This window comes from Alphaproteobacteria bacterium (assembly GCA_026400645.1).
Lineage (GTDB): Bacteria > Pseudomonadota > Alphaproteobacteria > Paracaedibacterales > CAIULA01 > JAPLOP01.
In genome coordinates this window covers 20134-41729 of record JAPLOP010000036.1, presented here as the reverse complement: position 1 = coordinate 41729, position 21596 = coordinate 20134, and the positions used below count along the sequence as shown (strand labels likewise).

The 21596-nt window shown below is 45.8% G+C and carries 19 protein-coding genes, 1 tRNA gene and 1 other RNA gene; 15 read left to right on the top strand and 6 right to left on the bottom strand.

What is annotated here, in order from left to right:
* Positions 1 to 68 precede the first annotated feature (68 nt).
* The 3 genes from NTX76_05945 to ssrS all read left to right on the top strand — a co-directional run bounded on the left by NTX76_05945 (position 69) and on the right by ssrS (position 1852).
* Positions 69 to 980, top strand: a complete 912-nt coding sequence (locus tag NTX76_05945) for a tyrosine recombinase XerC (GenBank protein MCX7338799.1) — start codon at positions 69 to 71, stop codon at positions 978 to 980.
* Positions 981 to 983: 3 nt separating this feature from the next.
* Entirely contained in the window at positions 984 to 1658 is a 675-nt protein-coding gene (locus tag NTX76_05940) for a lysophospholipid acyltransferase family protein (protein ID MCX7338798.1), read from the top strand.
* A 36-nt stretch (positions 1659 to 1694) separates the two neighbouring features.
* Positions 1695 to 1852, top strand: a non-coding RNA gene (ssrS, locus tag NTX76_05935) — 6S RNA.
* Positions 1853 to 1899: 47 nt separating this feature from the next.
* On the opposite strand, the gene NTX76_05930 is transcribed toward ssrS, so the two are convergent.
* Together NTX76_05930 and NTX76_05925 are read right to left on the bottom strand one after the other, a co-directional pair.
* Positions 1900 to 3183, bottom strand: a complete 1284-nt coding sequence (locus NTX76_05930; protein ID MCX7338797.1) for an RsmB/NOP family class I SAM-dependent RNA methyltransferase — start codon at positions 3181 to 3183, stop codon at positions 1900 to 1902.
* A 4-nt stretch (positions 3184 to 3187) separates the two neighbouring features.
* Positions 3188 to 4072 (bottom strand): cation diffusion facilitator family transporter, encoded by an 885-nt coding sequence (locus NTX76_05925; protein ID MCX7338796.1) that lies wholly within the window; start codon positions 4070 to 4072, stop codon positions 3188 to 3190.
* Positions 4073 to 4282: 210 nt separating this feature from the next.
* On the opposite strand from NTX76_05925, the gene NTX76_05920 reads away from it, so the two are divergent.
* From NTX76_05920 to NTX76_05905, 4 genes are all read left to right on the top strand, one after another.
* On the top strand, positions 4283 to 5350 hold the full coding sequence (locus tag NTX76_05920; protein ID MCX7338795.1) for a patatin-like phospholipase family protein: 1068 nt from the start codon (positions 4283 to 4285) through the stop codon (positions 5348 to 5350).
* 53 nt (positions 5351 to 5403) lie between these two features.
* Entirely contained in the window at positions 5404 to 6429 is a 1026-nt protein-coding gene (locus NTX76_05915) for an SPFH/Band 7/PHB domain protein (protein MCX7338794.1), read from the top strand.
* A gap of 13 nt (positions 6430 to 6442) precedes the next feature.
* The gene (locus NTX76_05910) at positions 6443 to 6904 is read left to right on the top strand and encodes an NfeD family protein (GenBank protein ID MCX7338793.1); all 462 of its coding nucleotides are present in this window, start codon (positions 6443 to 6445) and stop codon (positions 6902 to 6904) included.
* Positions 6905 to 7043: 139 nt separating this feature from the next.
* Positions 7044 to 7724 carry an alanine--tRNA ligase-related protein gene (locus tag NTX76_05905; protein MCX7338792.1) on the top strand — a complete coding sequence of 227 codons (681 nt, stop codon included), beginning with the start codon at positions 7044 to 7046 and terminating at the stop codon, positions 7722 to 7724.
* A gap of 287 nt (positions 7725 to 8011) precedes the next feature.
* Here the strand turns inward: NTX76_05905 and ptsP are convergent, their stop codons facing one another.
* A complete protein-coding gene (gene ptsP / locus NTX76_05900) occupies positions 8012 to 9853 on the bottom strand; it encodes a phosphoenolpyruvate--protein phosphotransferase (GenBank protein ID MCX7338791.1) in 1842 nt (613 codons plus the stop codon).
* Complete coding sequence (locus NTX76_05895) at positions 9850 to 11082, bottom strand: aspartate kinase (GenBank protein MCX7338790.1); 1233 nt, start codon at positions 11080 to 11082, stop codon at positions 9850 to 9852. Before NTX76_05895 ends, ptsP begins: the two co-directional genes overlap by 4 nt.
* 74 nt (positions 11083 to 11156) lie before the next feature.
* On the opposite strand from NTX76_05895, the gene ubiG reads away from it, so the two are divergent.
* The 7 genes from ubiG (at position 11157) to xseA (ending at position 19075) form a co-directional block, all read left to right on the top strand.
* Complete coding sequence (ubiG, locus tag NTX76_05890; GenBank protein ID MCX7338789.1) at positions 11157 to 11858, top strand: bifunctional 2-polyprenyl-6-hydroxyphenol methylase/3-demethylubiquinol 3-O-methyltransferase UbiG; 702 nt, start codon at positions 11157 to 11159, stop codon at positions 11856 to 11858.
* A gap of 52 nt (positions 11859 to 11910) precedes the next feature.
* Complete coding sequence (locus tag NTX76_05885; protein ID MCX7338788.1) at positions 11911 to 12687, top strand: hypothetical protein; 777 nt, start codon at positions 11911 to 11913, stop codon at positions 12685 to 12687.
* 130 nt (positions 12688 to 12817) lie between these two features.
* Positions 12818 to 13345: a DUF1013 domain-containing protein gene (locus tag NTX76_05880; GenBank protein MCX7338787.1), complete on the top strand. Its 528-nt coding sequence runs from the start codon at positions 12818 to 12820 to the stop codon at positions 13343 to 13345.
* A 78-nt stretch (positions 13346 to 13423) separates the two neighbouring features.
* The gene (gene kdpA, locus NTX76_05875; GenBank protein MCX7338786.1) at positions 13424 to 15124 is read left to right on the top strand and encodes a potassium-transporting ATPase subunit KdpA; all 1701 of its coding nucleotides are present in this window, start codon (positions 13424 to 13426) and stop codon (positions 15122 to 15124) included.
* 38 nt (positions 15125 to 15162) lie between these two features.
* The gene (gene kdpB / locus NTX76_05870) at positions 15163 to 17211 is read left to right on the top strand and encodes a potassium-transporting ATPase subunit KdpB (protein ID MCX7338785.1); all 2049 of its coding nucleotides are present in this window, start codon (positions 15163 to 15165) and stop codon (positions 17209 to 17211) included.
* 11 nt (positions 17212 to 17222) lie between these two features.
* Complete coding sequence (locus tag NTX76_05865) at positions 17223 to 17663, top strand: potassium-transporting ATPase subunit C (GenBank protein ID MCX7338784.1); 441 nt, start codon at positions 17223 to 17225, stop codon at positions 17661 to 17663.
* Positions 17664 to 17710: 47 nt separating this feature from the next.
* Positions 17711 to 19075: an exodeoxyribonuclease VII large subunit gene (gene xseA, locus NTX76_05860; protein ID MCX7338783.1), complete on the top strand. Its 1365-nt coding sequence runs from the start codon at positions 17711 to 17713 to the stop codon at positions 19073 to 19075.
* On the opposite strand, the gene NTX76_05855 is transcribed toward xseA, so the two are convergent.
* Together NTX76_05855 and NTX76_05850 are read right to left on the bottom strand one after the other, a co-directional pair.
* On the bottom strand, positions 19047 to 20060 hold the full coding sequence (locus NTX76_05855) for a hypothetical protein (GenBank protein MCX7338782.1): 1014 nt from the start codon (positions 20058 to 20060) through the stop codon (positions 19047 to 19049). The genes xseA and NTX76_05855 overlap by 29 nt on opposite strands.
* A 152-nt stretch (positions 20061 to 20212) precedes the next feature.
* Positions 20213 to 20286: transfer RNA gene (locus tag NTX76_05850), tRNA-Gln, on the bottom strand.
* Between the two features lie 191 nt (positions 20287 to 20477).
* On the opposite strand from NTX76_05850, the gene NTX76_05845 reads away from it, so the two are divergent.
* Positions 20478 to 21596: a Ppx/GppA phosphatase family protein gene (locus tag NTX76_05845; protein MCX7338781.1), complete on the top strand. Its 1119-nt coding sequence runs from the start codon at positions 20478 to 20480 to the stop codon at positions 21594 to 21596.

The following is a 21596-nucleotide window of genomic DNA, read 5'->3' as shown; positions in this document are numbered from 1 at the left end:
GACGGGAGGATGTTGTTGCGGAAAATCATCGGGGATGGGCATAGGATGAAAGTGGTGGGGGCCCTCCAATGAATGCGACAATAGACGATTGGTTATTATATTTGCGATCTGGATGCTTGTCCTCCGGTCACACGCTTGCGGCCTATCAACAGGATATTCGGCAATTTCTTTTGTTTTTCACTAATTACTTGGGTGAAGAATTGACCGTGGCGCGCGCAACATCCCTGACGCTTCAGGATATTCGGGCTTGGCTTGCTGATCGGCAGTATCAATCCTATAATCGGCGGTCAACGGCACGAAGCCTGTCAGCTGTAAAAAATTTCTATCATTACCTGCAAAAACAAAAAATTCTAGAAGATCACCCAATATTCGGCGTTAAGCCTCCACGGCTTCAAAAGACGCTTCCCCGCCCGCTGTCTGTTGATCAGGCGTTGGACCTTGTCGATACTATCGGTTGTATTTCCAAAACACCGTGGATTGGCCAGCGTGATAAATCCCTGTTCATGTTGATTTATAGTGCCGGCCTTAGGATCAGCGAGGCGCTTTCCCTGAATTGCTGCGATGTTCGGGCCGAAGAGTATTTAACAATCGAAGGAAAAGGGGGGAAATTCAGAAAGGTTCCCTTTTTGTCCGTTGTTAAAACACAGCTGTTTGCATACCTTGAAATCATGCCTTTTGATCAAACGACAAAAACTGCCCCCCTATTTTGTGGAGCCCGGGGCAAACGATTATCTAGCACGGTGGCAGAGGTTCAAATGCGACGCTATCGAAATTTAATGGGTTTGCCGGAATCCGCCACGCCGCATGCTCTGCGCCATAGTTGTGCGTCTCATTTGATGGGGGCATCGGGTGATCTGCGATCAATCCAGGAGCTTCTTGGGCATGTTTCGCTGTCGACAACGCAAATTTATACAGACATTAACCAAGATTATTTGATGAAGTCATATCAGTCCAGCCACCCGCGTAGCGGAAAAAATTAAGCCATGAAAAAAACCCGTAAAAAAATCCTAAAACACCCCCTTGTTCAGCGATGTTTGGCGTTCATTGGATTTTTATATATTCGTTTTGTTTATGCGACCAACCGGTGGCAATTCATTGGCGATTATTATATTGATGCGTACGTGGCGGCGCAAAAACCCGTGATCATATGTTTTTGGCATGGTCGATTGCTTATGCTGCCGTGTGCCTGGAAATGGAAACAACCCTTTACGATGCTGTTGTCGTCCCACGGGGATGGTCGGTTGATTTCTAGGGTTGTGGATTATCTGCACATTAATACGGTTGCGGGATCAACAACGCGGGGCGGTGGAAAGGCGGCCCTGGGTTTGGTCAAAATCCTGAAAAAAGGAACGCCCATTGGGATTACCCCGGATGGTCCACGTGGCCCGGCGCGCCAGGTAAGCCCGGGTATTGTTACCCTTTCCCGATTGGCAAAGGCTGATATTATTCCCGTCAGTTACGCGACAAGCCGACGCAAAATTCTGGGCACCTGGGATTCATTTCATTTGCCCCTGCCATTTGGAAGGGGAGTCATCGTTGCGGGGGCGCCCATTCCTTATCCTGGATCCGAAGTCGACAGTCAAGATCTAACTGATCGAATAAAAAAAGCGCTCGATGCCGTTCTGATGGAATCCGATGTACGTGTGATCGAAAAATAAATCACAAACAAGGGCAAATGAGTGATAGTATTAAAAGTGGTGCTGCAGAGTTCGTATTTGATTTGAATCCCTTGGCCCAATTAACATCCCCGGGAGCCGTCCCTGCTAAGACCGTGGTTTTAGTATTTATGGCGCCCACTTGGTCGACTGGCCACGAGAGGATCCGTAAATTTAGCGGCTCATGCGGCATCACCATCCGTTCATGTTGGGTCGGATGGTGATGGAAAATCTATAATCTTTATTACGCCGTCTTTTTCATGACCGCAACAAAAAATCCGTCCATATTATGTTGTGCTGGCGTTAGCTGAAGCATGGGCCCCTCGGATGGGCAATCGGACCCCAGAACTTCCTGCCAAACATCCTGAATCGGAATCAACGAAAACTCAGGATTATTACTGATAAATGTTTCGATCTGTCGGTGGTTTTCACTGCGTAAAAGCGAACAGGTTGCATAAATCAATCGACCCCCTAGTTTGACCATCTTGGCGGCCGCTGTCATAATTTCCTGTTGTTTTTGGATAATTTCCAAAAGATCTTGTTCTTGGAATCGGATCTTTAGATCTGGATTGCGACGCCAGGTTCCTGTTCCAGAACAGGGGACATCCACCAAAACACGATCGAATTTCCCTTGTTGGCGTTTTAGCCAGCCTTTCTCCTCGGTCAGCAAACGGCATTCTGTATTGTCTATGCCGGCCTTTTTAAAGCGTTCCTTTGCCCGGTTAAGGCGCCAATCAAAAATATCGGTCGCAACTAAGCGCCCCTTATTGTTCATGGATGCCGCCATGGCCAGACTTTTCCCGCCCGCCCCTGCGCAATAATCTAAAACAACCATGCCTGGTTTTGCATCGCATAACAGGGAAATCATCTGTGACCCTTCGTCCTGAGCCTCGAGCGTGCCATCTTTCCACAAGGGGTGATTCCCAAAAGGAACGCGCGTTAACAAGCGAATGCCCAGGGGGCTAAATGGTGTTGGGATGGCCGGTATGTTTTCAGCCTGCAGCAATTCCAAAACAATTTGACGTGTATTTCTTAGGCTGTTGACTCGTAAATCAACGGTCGCCTTATTATTGAGGGCGGTGATTTCATTTTGGAAAGAATCCGCACCAAAAGAATCTTCGAAATGCGAGCAAAGCCATTCGGGAATGCTGAGGCTAGCCCAAAGCGGCATGTCGGTCGCCTCGGATGATCGTTGGAGGAGGTTTATTTCCCCAGGCGTAAGGGGCGACGGATTGTATTGGCCGCCACAAAAAGTTTCCTTAAGCTTGGCAACATCATGATCTTCATGTCGGTAAAGGTGCAAAAGAACTGCCCGCCTGGCGTTACTATCGGTATCAAGCCATGCCAATTGGGGGTAGTTTCTAAGTACCCGATAAACTAGATCGCCAACGGAATTTCGATCATGGCTGCCGATATATCGATTATGGCGAAAGTAATCTTGGGCAATTCTGTCAGCGGGAACTTCTGATTCTTGAAGGATACGATCCAACAAATCAATGGCACTTTGTATGCGGGCTTCTGGTCTCATGGGGTTACTCTTTCGTTGTTAGGATTGGATCTTGGTGGACAAGGACTTCTGCATCAGGAAATTCAGTATTAATGGCATTCATGACGTCTTCAGAAATTCTGTGGGCTTCTTTAAAAGAAAGTGCTTCGTCTAAATCCAAATGCAGTTGGATGAATTTATATTGTCCCGATGTGCGAGTGCGTAGATCATGGACGCCTAGTACCTCGGGATTCTGCAAAACGATGGCCGTAATACGCGCCAAAATATCGGGGGGTAATTCTTTGTCCATCAGAACATCAAAAGCATCTTTTGCAATTCGCCATGACGAATGAAAAATATACAGAGCAATAAGGGCCCCGACAAGGGTGTCGAACCATCTCCATCCAAAATAGGTTGAGATAAAAAAGCTTCCAAGGACGCTTAGATCCGTCAGAAAATCTGTTTTGTAGTGCAGGGAATCTGCCGATATCCCAAGCGAACCCGTTCGTTTGATAACATATTGTTGCCCCAGAATAAGCATCAAGGTCAAAAAGGAGGCAAAAACCATAACAATCAAGGTTGTTGAATTAAAAACAAAGGGCTCGGGATGAGCCGTTCGATAAATGACTTCTTTGGCAATCCAAATGGATGCAATCGCTATAAACACAGATTGTCCAAGGCTGGAAAGGGATTCTGCTTTGCCATGGCCGAAACGGTGGTCTGCATCGGCCGGGCGCAAGGCATGCCTTAGGGCAAAAAAATTGACCAACGATGCACAGGCATCCAATGATGAATCAATCAGCGATGCCTGTATGCTAAGTGACCCGCTGACGTACCAGGCGTATGTCTTTATGCAGACAAGAATGGATGCAACGCCTACGGCTCCATAGGTGGCCAATCGTATAAGGTGTTCATTTTTTAATCTAGTCATGGCCTGTTCTACAAAAACGCAACGGTGCAGGAAATTGTCTTGTCTTCCTTCTTGTACACCAAGCCCATGGCTTTAAGCAAGAGAGTGGAAAAATGCGGGCCAATTTTAACGAATAATTAAGGATCTTTGTTTATTATAAGCAATAGGAGTCCAAAAGATGATCCGGCCCGAAGGGTTCTGGATACGTAGCTGTATGAATGGAGATTATCAGTGCAGAAGAAAAAAGTTGCCCTTGCTTTTCAAGGTGGTGGTTCTCATGGCGCATTTGCGTGGGGAGTCGCCGATCGATTGTTAGAGGATGGTCGTTTCGACATTGTTGGTGTTTCTGGTACCAGCGCGGGCGGTATGAATGCTGCTGCTTTGGTTCAGGGTCTGATTAAGGGCGGGCCAGAACTGGCACGAATAACGCTCAAGGATTATTGGCAGTCTGTATATCAGCTTTCCAAAAAGACTTCGCCATACATGAAAGATCCCTTTGAGGGCCACGATCAAATCAAGCAGTTACTTGGTAAATTTATGCCACAAAAGGAAAAGTCCTTTAATTTGGACAAGCACCCATTATTTCCAATATTGTCTCATATTCAGACTCATTTATCGCCCTATCAATTGAATCCAGACAACAAGAATCCATTCGGTGAATTCTTGAAAGATTTTTTTGATTTCAAGGCTATTCGCAACAGTAAGGACCGAAAAATATTTCTGGGAACAACGCATGTCAAATCAGGGAAAATTAGGGTATTTTCCAATGATGAATTTTCGCCAGAGGTTCTGATGGCGTCTGCCTGTTTGCCGTTTATATTTCAATCTGTAAAAATCGACAATGAATATTATTGGGACGGTGGATATATTGCAAACCCCGCGATTTACCCATTAATTAATAATTGCGATTGTGAGGATATTATCCTTGTTCAATTGAGAAAAACGTATTGCGATAAATTACCCCAAACGCAACAAGAGATTGATAATCGATTAAAGGAAATTACGTATAACGGGTGTTTGGTTCATGAAATGCGGGCCATCTATTTTATCACAAAACTAATCGATGATGGCGTTATCAAAGAAGGGGCCATGAAAAGGGTTAATATGCATCTGATAAAGAATGAAGATTCTTTCAAGGGGCTTAACTTAAGCAGTGCCCTCAACACCGATTGGGAATTTTTGATGATGTTGTTCGAGGAGGGACGCAAATCAGCCTCTGAGTGGATAGGGGATCATTTTGACAAAGTTGGTGCCAAGAAACATTCTATCGATACCACTATGTTTGGTGATTTCGTTTAGTGTGAAAGTGGTGCATACTGCCAGAAAGATCATTTAAAAGAACGGATTGAATCATGGAAATTATTGCTATTACAGTTGTTATAATTGGAATTTTATTCGTGTTTCAATCCGTTCAAATTGTCTCGCAAGGATTTGAATATACGGTGGAACGTTTTGGTCGCTATACGGAAACGTTAAAGCCTGGCCTCCATATTATTATGCCCTTTATTGATCGTATTGGGGCAAAGGTCAATATGATGGAACAGGTCATGGCGGTCCCATCGCAAGATGTTATTACAAAAGATAATGCCGTTGTTACCGTCGATGGTATTATCTTTTATCAAATTTTGGATGCGGCGCAATCTGCTTATGAAGTCTCGAGCCTGAAGAATGCAATTATGAATCTGACCATGACAAACATTCGTACTGTTATGGGATCTATGGATTTGGATGAGTTGTTGTCTCACCGCGAGAAAATAAACGCCCGCCTTTTGATGGTTGTGGACGAAGCAACTAATCCATGGGGCACAAAAGTAACCCGTATTGAAATTTTGGATATCAAGCCACCACGCGATCTGGTCGATTCCATGGCGCGTCAGATGAAGGCGGAACGTGAAAAACGTGCCCTTATTTTGGAGGCTGAAGGTGAAAGACAATCAGCCATTTTGGCTGCTGAAGGGTCACGTCAGGCGAATATTTTGAAAGCAGAGGGCCTTCAGCAGGCCATGGTTCTAGAGGCCGAAGGACGCAAGGATGCTGCTCATTTGGATGGTCAAGCCAGGGAACGCTTGGCGATGGCAGAGGCACGCGCAACCATAGAAGTATCGCAGGCTGTTGCCCAGGGAAGCTCGCAGGCTCTGAATTACTTCGTGGCCCAAAAATATGTAGAGGCATTTCATGCATTAGCAAAGGCCCCCAATCAAAAAGTGATCTTGATGCCAATGGAAACCAGCGGCCTGCTTAGTTCTATCGCAGGCGTTGCCGAGCTGGCCAAGGAAGCATTTGCGAAAGATGCACATGACGATCAATCTGCGGATGCACGGCATCCGGAAATCAAGGGACGACCCACGCAAAGACCAACCGTACCTTCCTCTGTATAGAAAGGATCACTAAATGGATTGGATGTCATTTTACGCCACATTGATGGCCTGGTCGTTGTCTGGATATTGGCTGGCAGGGGGGATGGCCCTGTTGTGTTTAGAATTGCTTGCCCCTGGGGCTTTTTTCTTGTGGATCGGGCTTTCCTGTTTGGTGGTTTCTTTTTTGTCTTGGGCCTTTCCTTTATCGGTGCTGGTCCAGTGTATTTCATTGGCGATTCTGGCCCCCTTGATGACATGGGGTGGGCGTAAGCTTTGGCATCACAAGGCCGATGTGGTTGTTGCCACCCGGCTAAATCAGCGTGGACATAACGTGCTTGGACATGTCTTAACGTTAAACGAACCCATCGTTAATGGCCATGGATACGTAACCATTGACGACACCCGGTGGCGTATTCACGGCCCCGATATGGCTGTTGGGACCCAGGTCCATATTCAATCTATCCAGGGCAATGTTTTGACGGTTGAAAAAGTATAGATAATGCACCAAATGATCATGCCTATTGGAAGGCATGCCAACATAGGAAACGGCCGTTGATATGTGTAAATTTGATCAACTTTTTGAAATTCTTCCCACGGTTCTATCGTATCTTTCTAATACTTATCAGTTTGAGGGCGTGAGCAGAGTTGTTGGCAGGGGAGAGGATCCAAACAGAGGAAGCTTTTTAGTCTTTGATGAAACGGTGTTTTACCCACAGGGCGGCGGACAACCATCAGACACTGGTTTGATAACAATTCACAACAAGACTTATACAGTGAATTTTGTCTCCTTTTTTGATGGATTGGTAAAACACTACATACAAGAAAATATTTCGGCCATCGAAAAAGGATCATTAGTGCTATCAAAGATCGATCCTGAAAGACGTATATTAAATGCAAAGGCGCATACAGCCGGACATCTTTTGGGAAGCATTGTTGAAAGTCTTGCTCCCGAACTAATCGCGTTCAAGGGGTTTCATTTTCAGGAAGGACCCTATGTGGAATTTGAGGGGCAGTTGAAATCCATGTCTAGCGCCGATCTAATAGAGCGGGCAAATCTTTTAATAAATCAGGCGATAGCATCCAATGTTAATGTGATCTGTAGTGTAATCAGCTCGCAAGAACCATCAAAATTCTGCATCGAAAGTCCGCTCCAAATCCCGTCCGGCAAGACAGAACGCGTTGTTACTATGGATGGATTTGAGCCTGTTCCTTGCGGAGGCACTCACCTGAAAAATATATCCGAATTAGGGTCTGTTAACATAAGAAAGATTCAGGGGCGTAATGGTAACACTAAAGTAAGCTACAAAGTTCAGTAATTGTTGCATATTTTGACTTCAATGAAACTCACTAAGAAGTAGTTCAACAAACTTATGCTCGATGATAGTTCGGTTGTTTATTTGATCATAAGAAATGATCCCCCGTCCTCCCGCGACTTGATCGCGGGATCTATAACAGAATACATGGATCCCGTGGTCAAGCCACGGGAGGACGGGGGTATTCTTTGAGATTAAATTAAAATAGTAAATAGAATGAATTTGTATTTATGTAATAAATGCAAATTTGTTGAACTGCCTCTAATCCTTTTTGAAAATGATATAAGAAATTAGACAATAATACCATGGTCCATGGCAAAAATACCCAATTTTTGACGAATGCTGCTGGCTAAACCAAAGGGTCTGTTTATGAAATCAGAGGGTGTTTGCTGACAGATGGACAAAAGATAGGGCATAAACTTTTGCACATTCAGGGAACGAATCATCGCTTGCACGGATTCAAGGGAACCCGGTGTGACCGATAATCGTCGTAACCCCAGCCCTAAAACGGCCATCGCTTCCAGGGGATGGCTCGCCATTTCACCGCACATACTCAAGGGGATCTGATACGGGGAAACCTGATCCTGAATGCTTTTGATAAACAAAAGAAACGACGGTGACAAAACATCAAAACGACGCGAAAGATCGGTATTTTCGCGCTCAATAGCATAAAAAAATTGAAACAAATCGTTGCTTCCGATAGACAGAAAATCAACAACTTTAACTAATGATGACAATTGATAAACAAGGGCTGGGACCTCTATCATGGCGCCGACCTTGATGGATTCTGGCACGGGATTTCCCAGTTTTTGTTCCCGTTTCGTCTCTAGCGCCACCAAATGTCGTACAGCCATAAATTCTGCAAGATCAGCGATCATTGGGACCATCAGATAAAGCGGGTCTTCTGGGTGTTGGCTTTGGCACCGGGCCCGTATCAGGGCGCGCAATTGCTGTCGCATGATCATGGGGCGGTCAAGCGTCAACCGAATATCTCGCCAACCGCGCCAATTTTTTGATGGACTTTTATTCGTTTTGTTTGATTGTGCGAGTATCGATCTTTTGCCTTCGCCGACATCGAGCGTTCGAAAAACAACGGGCTTTGTCCCCGCAAGGTCTAATGTTTGCTGATAAAAACGTGTTTGTGTCTCGACACTTGGTATGCCATCAGACAGCATGAATGGAATTTCGGTACGGTACAAGCCAACGCCTTGTGCAATTCCATCATCAAGATGCCTCAGATCCTCCGATAGATTAGCATTTAAATGAAGCTCTATTTGTATACCATCTAGCGTTGTTGATGACCCCGGGGATGAGTTTGCTCCGTTAGGTATGTGCCTAGCTTTCTTTTTATCCAAAGCCCGAATAATGTTTTCGGCAGGCCGAATATAAACACGACCGATGTCTCCATTAACAAGGATGGAATCAGTTGAATGAATCTTGCTAGAAATCGCATCAATTCCCCCCACGACAGGAATGCCCAAGGAACGAGCAATGATTGCTGAATGTGATGTGCGGCCGGTTTCAGCCAAAACCACGCCTTTTAGGTTCCTTTGATGATATTTTAATAACGCAGCAGGGCCTAAATTTTGGGCGATGACGATGATCGGAATGGATGGATCTGTGTTTTGGGCATATTTTTCTTGTTTCAGGTAAATCAATAATCGTTGACTGATGTCATCCAAATCAAACAGACGTTCTTGCCAAAATGGATCATCGGAGAATTGTTTTTTTAAGGTGTCTAGGACACGATCAACGGCTTGGGTTGCTGATTTACCGTGGTCGATTTCCTTGAAAAGCCGTCTTTTCCACCCCTGGTCGTTGACCAGCAATTGATAGGCTTCCAGGATTTTTTTTGGTTCTGATTGAGAGTTGTGAAAATTAACCAGAAGAAGACCGTTAATTTCCTTTTGTAGGGCATCGAAAGCCTGGTCGAGTTTTGTTTTTTCATCTTCGTGGGAAAGCTCTTGCTTTAACGAAAGATCCACGCTTGTTTGATCGGGGGAAGGATTCGCTGAATGGAAAAACGCATACCCCATCCCAACACCTTTGCTTAAACTAACCCCCTCGAAAATGGATGGAACAGATAGCCAGTCCGGGTGTTCTTTCGATGGGGAGTATTTAAGCGGGCTCATGATTGGATATCATCCCCCTCGTCCAGGTTAAAGGCGGAATGGAGGGCGCGCATCGCAAGGGATGTATGTTCACTGCCAATTACAACACTGATTTTGATTTCCGACGTTGAAATCAGTTGTGTGTTAATGTTTTTTTCCGCAAGTGTTTTAAACAGGGTGCTGGCGATTTCCAGGTTGCTTTTCATTCCAACCCCGATCACAGAAATTTTAACAATATCCCTGTCCGCAATAATATCTGAAAACCCAATCTTGGTTTTGAGGTCTTGAAAAACGATCAGGCTTCGATCGAGATCATCCCTTGGAAGGGTGAATGTTAAATCTGTTCGTCCATCCAAGGAATAATTTTGTACCAACATATCAACGTTGATACGGTATTGAGCTAGGGTTCCAAACAGTGTTGCCGCGATACCGACTTCGTCTGGCATGCTTGTGAGTGTTATTTTGACTTCATTTTCGCTATGAACAACGCCACAAACAGGGGTGTTTTCCATGATTCCCCGTTCGTTGACCACTTTTGTGCCGGACGAATTCATAAAGCTGGATAATACACGAACATTGACGTTGTTCTTCATGGCCAATTCCACAGAACGTGTTTGTAAAACTTTTGCCCCTTGGGCCGCCATTTCAAACATTTCTGTATATGTTATTGTTGGTAATTTTTGGGCTGCTGGAACTAACCTTGGGTCTGCTGTATAAACACCATCAACATCGGTATAGATATCGCATCGATCTGCCCCCAATGCCGAAGCCAACGCAACCGCCGTTGTGTCGGATCCTCCTCGGCCTAGTGTTGTAAGGCGCCCTTCTGGGTTGATGCCCTGGAACCCAGCAACAATCGGGATTCCCCCTGCTTTCATAAAAGATTCCAACTCGTTCGTTGGGATATGGGTGATTCGGGCATGTGCTGGCGCAGAATCAGTCAGTATGGGAATTTGCCACGCTAAAAAGGAACGCGCATAAAACCCCAGCCGCCGCAAACAAAGAGCCAGCAGTCCGCACGTTACTTGCTCGCCAGAGGATAAAATAACGTCATGTTCCGGTGTTATTTCATCCGGACAAAGGGCCCGGGCATAATCGGTTAATTGGTTGGTGATGCCGGCCATGGCGGAAACAACAACGACCAATTCGTGACCATTCTCCGCCTCATTTTTAATGATATTGGCGACATGCTCTAGGCGGGTGATATTGGCGACGGATGTACCGCCGAATTTTAATACGTAACGAGCCATATTTGACTGTGCTAAAAATTTTTATGTGGGGTATTATTAACCGATATCATAAATAGAAAATAACCAAAAGAACAATGCAAAAATCAACGGTCAATCCAAAAGGATACCAATTCGATCAAATCGCACCTGAATGGTGGGATGAATCCGGGCCGTTTTCTCCTCTCCATAAAATCAATCCAGTGCGACTGCGGTTCATCGTGGGCCATTTGCGCCAATCACTGGCCGGATTAAAAATAATCGACATTGGGTGTGGTGGTGGATTGGTGTGCGAACCCTTGGCCCGTCTTGGTGCAACGGTTACCGGTATTGACACCAGCCCAAAGGCCATAGCAACTGCCTGGGCCCATGCCAAAGATCACGGCCTTGTTATTGATTATCGATGTGGTGCGATCGAAGACGTCCAGGCAGAAAAATTTGATGCTGTTTTGGCCCTAGAAATCATTGAACACGTGGAAAATCCGGCTGAATTTATTGCACGCTGCGTGGACCTGTTAAAAAAGGATGGAGTGTTGATTTTATCAACGCTGAATCGAACATGGCAATCGTACCTAAAAGCCATTATGGGTGCGGAATACATTCTGAAATGGGTTCCAAAAGGAACGCATGATTGGAATCAATTCTTTACTCCGGCTGAGCTGGCTGATTTATTGCGACCTTTTGGCGTTTCGTTTATTGATTTGAAGGGGATTGATTATCATCCCATTAAGCGAACATGGTCCCTGGGGTCCTCGCTTTCCGTTAATTACATTGGGGCCGCAAAATTCACACAATATTAATCTTTTTATCTTACAGTGAAAGATAAGAAGTATTGTTATGGTGGAGTTAAAAATGCGGTCGTTTGTTTTTTTTCTTTTTCTTTGCGGAATGATCCAGCCGGGGTGGGCTGCAACAAAGGCTCAGTTGGAAAATGGTTTAATTGGTGGGCTGGTGGGTCAGCTTAATAAAAAGAAGAAATCTGGTTCACCCGATATTAATGCCCTAAAATCAAAGATTGCAGACCTGGAACAAGAAAACACACATTTGAAACAAGAAGTGGCTGTGGTTTCTCGTAAGGCTGCACTGAGCGCCCCAAAGGAAAGCCCCGCGGAAAACTCAACAGAGGATGGAACGTCGGATGTGTCTGATCATTCAGCTGAATCAGGCAATGGAAATGAGGGGGGTGCGGAAATTACAAATCAGGAGCCAGAAAATCAAGAGCCTGTGCAGGCGCCACGCAAGCCTGCTAAAGGAGTCACATCAAAAAAAGGCCAGAGTAAGAAACAGATTCAACCCGTAGAACAGCAACTCGTCGATCAGAGCTCTGGGACTGCCGATGAGCCGGCCTTGGTTGAGCAAAGTATGCCCGATCAAAGCCTGCAAGAAAAACCCAAGAAGGTAGTTCATGATCTACTCTCGCGTTTCAAGGACGTCACTCTGAAGAATGGCAACAAAATTTGCCAACTAAAGTTAATTTGTGCGCCCGCGGTAGATCCCCTCCCGGTGGCAGTAAAGCCGGACACCGTGACGGAGGAACCCGCATTGGTGGAAGAAACGGTTGAAAGCCCCCCGGTTCCTGTGGCTCCTGTTAAAAAAATACAAAAGAAAAAAGCTAAAAACAAAAAGTAAAAAATGACCCCAGGAAGTTTTATTACCCCAATTCATTGGTTTTGGTTGAAAAACTCTCCGTCCTATGAGAGAAATGAGAAGAGACATCCACAAGTTTTTATGCAAGAGTCCAGTTTCAGAGGAGATCACCATGGCCCTACCCTTAATGCCCAAAGCGACAGCGGTTTGGCTGATTGAAAATACATCGCTGACTTTTGGTCAAATTGCGGACTTTTGTGGTTTGCATATATTGGAAATACAAGCCATAGCCAACGAAGAATCCGCTGGAAGATTGGTTGGGTTGGACCCTGTGGCATCGTCTCAGTTAACGCTGGAGGAAATAAAGCGGTGCGAGCAAGATCCATCGGCTGACCTGGAAATGCGTCCAATTGTTAATGCCGACACGGTCCTTGGGAAAAAACGCGGGCGCTATACGCCGGTGTCCAAGCGACAAGACCGACCCGATGCAATTGCATGGTTGTTGAAATATTATCCAGACATGACCGAACTGCAGATTTGCAGGTTGCTTGGGACTACAAAGCCAATGATCAAATCGATCAAGGGGCGTACCCATTGGAACAGTGCCAACATAAAACCAAAAAGCCCATTACTGCTTGGCCTTTGTACCCAGGTTGAATTGGATCAGGCAACGCATTCTTTGAAAGAGGCCTGCGCGTAAAGGCTTTATTAATCTTTTTCTGGCATACTGACCTTAGCTCTTTCTAAAAGAGAGCACTCAATTAAGATTAGGGTTGGTATGTCGTTTTATTATCCTGTACTTTTGCAAATCTTTGTTATCCTTGGGACCATTCTTGTTTTGTCATTAATGGTTGGGGAATATATTGGTCGCGTTCTTCAGCGTTTGCCGACGAACCTGGATTTTATTCTGGACCCCCTTTCGGACCGTATTTACCCTAGGATCGGTGTGCATTCCCATCAAGATCAGAAATGGCACGATTATTTTCGGGCTGCGATTGTGCTGAATTTGGTGGGGATTATTTGGGTGATCGCGCTTCAGCGGGTGCAATATTATATGCCCATGAATCCACAGGGGTTTACGGCCGTACCCTGGCTTCAGGCCATCAATACATCGATCAGCTTTGCGACAAATGCTGATTGGCAAACATACACCCCCGAAACGTCTATAAGTCCCTTTGTTCAAATGATGGGGCTGACAGTTCAAAATTTTATTAGCGCAATTACTGGCCTTACAATTGCAATTGCATTGATGCGATCCTTTAAAACAAATCAACAAATCATTTATGATCGCAAGCATCCAAATTACGAGGAGCTAACGCGCTATCATGCGAAACATTTTGGCAACTTTTGGGTTGATGCCATTCGGCTGACTTTGTGGGTTTTTTTGCCGCTTTGTCTTCTTTATGGGCTGATTTTTATTGGCCTTGGCGTTCCGCAAACGTTCAAGATTTTGACGGCCTATACATCACTAGAGGGGCAAGCAGGAAACCTGATTACAGGGCCAATTGCCAGCCAAGAAGCCATTAAAATTTTGGGAACCAATGGGGGTGGTTACTTTGGTGCGAATTCCGCCCATCCGTTTGAAAATCCATCCAACATTACGAACTTTCTGCAAATGGTTGGCATGTTTGTCATATCGGCGGGGCTTATCGATGTTTTTGGGCGTAAAATTAATGATCGTCGGCATTCATTCACGTTGCTTTTGAGTCTGCTTTTTTTATTGTTCATGACATTGATTCTGGGCGTTTTAGCGGTAAAGTTTTTTCCTTATGGTCAAAATGGACTGGAAAATCGATTCGGTGTTTTTGGTAGCGCATTCTATAGCCTTTTGACAACAAGCTCGGGGTGTGGCGCTAACAACACAGATTTATCCGCACTCAATCCAGGGATTCAATGTTTATTATTTTTCAAAATGGCGCTGGGCAGCATTGATTTTGGGGGTGTTGGATTTGGTTTTTACCAATTGATGGTTTATGTTCTTTTGACTGTTTTTTTGGCCGGCTTGATGGTTGGCAGAACGCCGGAATACCTTGGTAAAAAGATTGAAAGCCAAGAAATTAAATACATCGTATTGATTATATTGATACAGCCGTTTTTGATTTTATCCTTTACGGCGTTGTCCTGCCTTTATGGCGGGCTTGGCAATGAACCCCATATGCTTTCTAAAATCCTGTACACATTTATATCGACGGTGACTCATAATGGCAGTAGCTTGGGGTCTTTTGACGCGGTGTCCACTCCATTTTTCCTCAACATGACGTCGGCTGCGATGTTTATCAGCCGCTATATCATCATGTATGGAATTTTGGCCATAGCGGGTTCCTTTTCTGTGAAACTAAAGGCTCACAAAACAAATGGCACATTCCCTGTTCACGGTCTTTTGTTTGCGTGTTTGTTAATCGGTGTCATTTTAATTACCAGCGGTTTGGTTTATTTTCCCGTCTTTTGCCTGACCTGCATTACCGAGGTATTGTCATGAAAGAAATGAAACCTGCCCCCTTAACCGTGAATCAATCAATGGTGAATTTTGCCCCTATTGTTGGAAAGGCGCTTTTATATTCGATTGGTAAAATGAATCCGTTGAGCTTGGTTCGAACGAACCCCATTATTTTTTTGGTTTGGCTGGGTGCGATCATTACGAGCGGACAGGTTGCATTCGACCATTATCAGCATGGATCCCTATCGCCGCAGTCTTGCTTTAGCCTAAGGATTAGTGTCTGGTTGTGGCTGACAGTTCTTATGGCTGTTTTTTGCGAAGCCATAGCCGAGGGGCGAGGTCGGGCCCAGGCTAGTTTCCTTAAAAAGAACCAGAAAGACTTGTGGGCTAACCGATTGGAATCCGATGGATCAATTTCGCGTGTCGGTTGTGACGCGTTGGTTGTTGGGGATATCGTGATCGTCAACCAGGGGGAAATCATTCCAAGCGATGGGGAGATTATTAAGGGCATTGCCGCCATCGATGAATCGTCCATTACGGGTGAATCAGCGCCAGCCATTCGCGAAAGCGGTGGGGATCGGTCCGCTGTTACCGGCGGAACATTAGTTCTGTCTGATCAAATCACCGTTCGTATTACGGCTGCGCGTGGTTCCACCGTGATTGATAAAATGATCGCCCTGGTCGAGGGGGCCGAACGTCATCTGACCCCCAACGAAATTGCTTTAAACTATTTGCTGTTGGCCATGACAGCGATTTTCCTGATTGTTGTATTTACGCTGCCTGCTTTTTCGTTATTTTTGGGGCATCAACTTGATCTTACGACCTTGATCGCCCTTTTGGTGACGTTGATCCCAACAACGATTGGGGGATTGTTATCGGCGATTGGCATTGCTGGCATGAACCGGTTGCTTGCCCTTAATGTTCTGGCAAAAAGCGGTCGTGCTGTCGAGGCGGCCGGGGATATCGATATCATGCTGTTCGACAAAACAGGAACCGTCACGGTTGGTAACCGATGCGCTGTTGAATTTATTCCCTTGCTTGGTATTCAATTGGCGGACTTTGTAGAGGCTGCCTCTATCGCCTCTTACCAGGACGAAACGGCAGAGGGTCGTTCCATCATTCAGTTGGCCAAACAGAAATACAAGTGGATCCCGGCGGATGATATTGTTGCATGGGAACACAACGCGTGGGATTTTATCCCCTTTACTGCAACAACGCGGACAAGCGGCGTCAAAAATGAGTGCACGGAGATTCGCAAGGGAGCCGAAGACAGCATTCTTGATTTTGTTCGGGCCCAAAGCGGGAATGAAGATTACCAACCCCCCGCAGAATATTGTCTGGCTAGCACGGCCATAGCCGAACAGGGTGGCACACCATTGGGCTTGGCGAAAAATGGTGTTTTGATGGGCGTTATACATCTTAAGGATCAAATCAAGCCCGGGTTTAAACATCGCGTGACCCAGTTACGACGAATGGGGATTCGAACCTGCATGATCACGGGGGACAACCCCATAACGGCGCGCGCCATTGCGGCAGAAGCCGGCATTGACGACACCATCCCCCAGGCGACCCCGGAACAAAAGCTGAGTTATTTGATTCAATATCAACAAACAGGACACATGGTTTCTATGTGTGGGGATGGCACGAACGATGCGCCGGCTTTGGCTCAGGCTGACGTTGGTGTTGCCATGAACACGGGGACTCAGGCCGCAAAAGAAGCCGGCAATATGGTCGATTTGGATTCTGACCCCACAAAAATTATGGATATTGTTGGGGTTGGCAAGCAGATGTTAATGACGCGGGGGGCTCTTACAACATTTAGCATTGCGAATGACGTTGCCAAATATTTTGCCATCCTTCCGTCGTTGTTTGGGGGCATTTATCCACCCCTAAACAGGCTCAATATTATGCATTTAAAAACACCAGAATCAGCCATTTTGTCGGCTATTATTTTCAACGCCCTGATTCTGATTGCTTTATTACCGTTAGCCTTGAGGGGTGTCAAATTTAAGGCTAGCCATGCATCTGATATCCTAAGGCGTAATTTTTTAATTTATGGGCTTGGGGGAATTATAACCCCGTTCATGGGGATCAAATTAATTGACTTGATCCTCCAAATACAGTGGTGAGGGGCGTTGGAATGAATATACTCAAGGATCTTTTTACGTCGATACGATTTTTGATCATTATGACGGTCATTCTTGGGGGTATCTATCCTGCGATTCTGGCTGGTGCTGGGCAGTTTTTGTTTCATCATCAGGCCAACGGTAGTTTACTGATGAAGGGTGACAAGGTTTTGGGGTCTGAATTGCTGGGACAAAAATTCGAGAAACTGATTTATTTTCACGGCCGCCCAAACGAATTTGATAAAACAACCGGTGCTAGCGGAATTGATCCTTATATCACCCTTGAAAATGCCCTGCTTCAGGCCAAGCGTGTTGCTGATTCCAGGCACGTTTCGCAGTCGATGATCCATGCCTGGATATATCAGTATAACGAGGCCCCGTGGGTAGGTTTGTTCGGGGAAAACAAGGTGAATTTTGTTATGTTGAACGAGGCATTGGATCGATTGGTGTCTTAGGGTAAAAAATCCCTGCTTTTCGTATGCAGGTATGATAGTTTCAATTTATGAAAATATCCGATCCCCTTTTTCTTGTCCCCGAACAAACGCAAGCATCATCCGCAATTCTGTCGGTCAGTGAACTATCACTGTCCCTTAAACGCGTGGTAGAGGGAACGTTTTCCAGCATCCATGTGCGGGGGGAAATATCTGGCCTCAAACGTCACACATCTGGGCATTATTATCTGTCACTCAAGGATCAGAATTCAGTCATTGATGCGGTGTGTTGGCGCGGGACAAAATTATCCATTGCATTGGAAGAAGGGCTAGAAATCATTGCTCATGGGCGTCTGACGATTTATGCGGGGCGATCCAAATATCAGCTGGTGATTGACGATGCAAAGGCTGCAGGTCAAGGTGCGTTGCTAAAGCTTTTGGAGGATCGCAAGATCCGGCTGGAGGCCGAGGGGCTGTTCAAGGACAAAAAACCACTCCCCCCGTTTCCAAAGCGGATTGGTATTGTGACATCCCCGACGGGCGCTGTGATCCAGGATATTCTTCATCGGTTGCAGGATCGTTACCCGTGTTCGGTCCTGTTGTGGCCGGTCCTTGTGCAGGGTCCAGGGGCCGCTGACCAGGTCACCACAGCCATTAATGGAATGAACGCCCTGCCCCTGGATCAACGGCCTGATTTGCTGATCGTGGCACGTGGTGGTGGCAGTATCGAAGATTTATGGACCTTTAACGAAGAAAACGTCGTGCGCGCCACAGCCAACAGTGCGATCCCTGTGATTTCAGCAATTGGCCATGAAACAGACACGACGTTGATTGATTATGCATCGGACCGGCGCGCCCCAACACCAACGGCGGCGGCTGAATTGGCAACGCCCGTTTTGTCGCAAGTTTTGGATGCGATTCGGTCCCTGGCGGATCGTGTGTCGGCGTTAGTGAGCCGGATGCTCCACAGTCATGCCATTCATTTGGTCGGGCTGGGGCGTGGATTGCCGGCCCCGGAACATGTGCTGGAAACGGCATTGCTTCGTTTAGATGACTGGACAGAACGGTTGTCGGGTGCCGGAATTGGCGTTTTGCAAAACAAGGAAAACAGACTGACGCACATTATTATCCGCTTTCGATCCCCCCAACAGCAATTAGATAATGCGCATATTTTTTTAGATCGTATGACAGAAAAGCTGGCCGATCATCAGGGACGTTTTTTTGAAAAGAAAGCCGATCTTTTGAAATGGCAAAGCCTTCGTCTTGCGCAGAATTCTTACGAACGTGTTTTGGAGCGGGGATTTTGTTGGGCATCATTCGATGGCGGCGTGATCACAAGCGCGGCAGATGTCAAGGCCGCAGCCAGCCAAACAATCGCACTTCACTTTGCCGATGGAAAGGCCCTGGTCAGACCAATTTTGGACGAGCGGGCATAACCCACGCACAAAAACCAGCTTGCAAAACACCATAAACCAAAAAGAATTCCATAAATGATAGGTGCCCCCAGTGAGTAAGCAGGGTCAACGTTCCCATTATTATCACCGAACAAAAATACAGACTGCTGACCGCTGTGTGGGAATACCCGGAATCATGCAGGATATGGAACATGTGGTCGCGATGTGCCTCGGTTAATTTCTTTCTGCCAAAAATACGACGGATCAGGGTCGACCCCACATCAAACCACAGAAAACTCATGGGGGTGAGTGTAAAAATAAACCCCTTGTTCACAAAGGCGGTGTCGGTTGGGAATGAATAATAATCTTGGGCGATAAGCGCTAGGAACCCCAGACTGAGGCCCAAAAATGTGCTGCCGACATCCCCCATGAATATCTGCGCCTTGGGAAAGTTAAAAATTAAAAATCCAAAAACCGAAGCAAACAAAGTCCCGTATAAAACAAAAAGCGCTAGGCTTGGAACTTGTCCCTTGGGGGAAATGATAATAAAAAAGGCAAAAATAATCGCAATTAAATAGGATCCGGCAAGCAGCCCATTCAATCCATCAATAAAATTCGTGCTGTTAATTAGGGCGATTAACGTGAATGTAGTGACCGCCATGGCAATCCAGGGTGATGGCTCAAACGCAGGAAATTGAATAACCATGCCCCGCTGGATGAGGAATAAGACGCAAATTAATTGTGCTGATAAACGAACACGATAAGACAGCGGCGTGCAATCATCTTTGAAGCTGACAACCGCTAATATAAATGATGCTACAAAGTACAGGGCAATGTGTCCCAGCAAAGGGGGCGGCGTTACAAAGCTTTGAAAAATATTTCTAGGCTCCAACAGAAACGGGCTATGCAGCGCGATCATCAGTGTTACATAAAAGGATGCAATAAAAGCAATGCCCCCGGCAGTTGGAGTTGCCTTGTTGTGGAAAGATCTCCATAGGGGAGGGGTTGAAATGTTAAGTGCAATCATTCGTTTTGTCAAAAAATATGATAAACAAAATGGAATTCCAGTCAAAATTAATAATGAATCTGCGAAACGTTTTAAGGGTAACAGGCAATCAATATATCCAAATACAGTAAAAGCCATAGATGATGATGCGGTCAAAAAGAAAAACTCTTGTTTGGCTGGGGGACCTGGATTCGAACCAGGGTTTCTCGGTCCAGAGCCGAGAGTTCTACCGCTAAACTATCCCCCAAGATTTTGTATTGCAATCATAGTCATCTTGAGGGCACGGAAAATCTTTTGCTCAAGACAAAGTTAGATCTACCATATTCTGCCTATTTTTTGTAGAGTGAAGAAAGTGGATTTATCTAAAAACAAAAACTAACAAACTAACTGTAATAATTTTAACACATTTTTGGTTTAATACGCCCTTGGTGCATATACTTGGTTGGAAATCTTGTCGTCTCATCCCCCGAAAACACTGTTGCACAGAATGCTGCGCGCACGATGGGGCATTGCGAGGCACATCACCCCATTTTGGCAGCAATCGATTTGGGCACAAACTCATGTCGCCTTTTGGTGGCCAGTGTTAATGTTGCAACGTTAAAAAAAAGTTTTCTTCGTAGGCGTCCAAATCTTATTGGATGGAAGATTATCGATTCGTTTGCGCGCATTGTTCGCCTGGGGGAGGGATTGCATCAAACGAATGAGCTTTCTCTTGAAGCCATTGATCGAACGATTGATGCCTTGAAAATCTGTAAAAGAAAAATCGATTATCATCATGCAACACGTGTTAGGGCGGTCGCAACAGAGGCCTGCCGCAGGGCAACCAATGGACATGTTTTGGTGGAGCGTGCGCTTGTGGAGCTCGACTTGAATATCGAAATCATTTCTAGTCACGAAGAGGCAAAGCTGGCCTTGACGGGCTGTGCCGCCATTTTGGACCCAAAGATCCCCTATGCGATCGCGTTTGATATTGGCGGCGGCAGCACAGAGGTTATCTGGCTCAAAATGAAACCAGAAGAAAGAAAAAGACCGGGCTATCCCATTCCATTCGAGGTCATTGATTCTTTTTCTATCCCCTATGGTGTTGTGACGGTTAGCGAATCTTATGCGCAGTTTGCGTCAAGTCCCGAAATTCATCATGATGTGCGGACCTTTGTTCATAACGAACTTTTGGCTTTTGTTCACAGAAACGACATAGATCGGTATATTGAAAAAGACCAGGTTCAGTTGATTGGATCCTCTGGGACCGTGACGACGCTTGTGGCCGTTCAAATTGGTTTGCCGAAATATGAACGAAGCCTGGTTGACGGTTTGTTTATCACAATTAAAGACATTCATGAAATTAGCCATAATATTTTGATGATGAGCAAAAAAGAACGCGCTGAACACCCCTGCATCGGCGGTGGTCGTGCCGACCTTGTCATTGTGGGATCAGCCATTCTCCAGGGAATTTGCGATGCCATTCCCGTTACAGATTTGCGTGTCGCCGATCGCGGTGTTCGGGAAGGGATTCTTTCTGAATTATTGATGGCGATTCAAAGCCCACGAAGATATTAA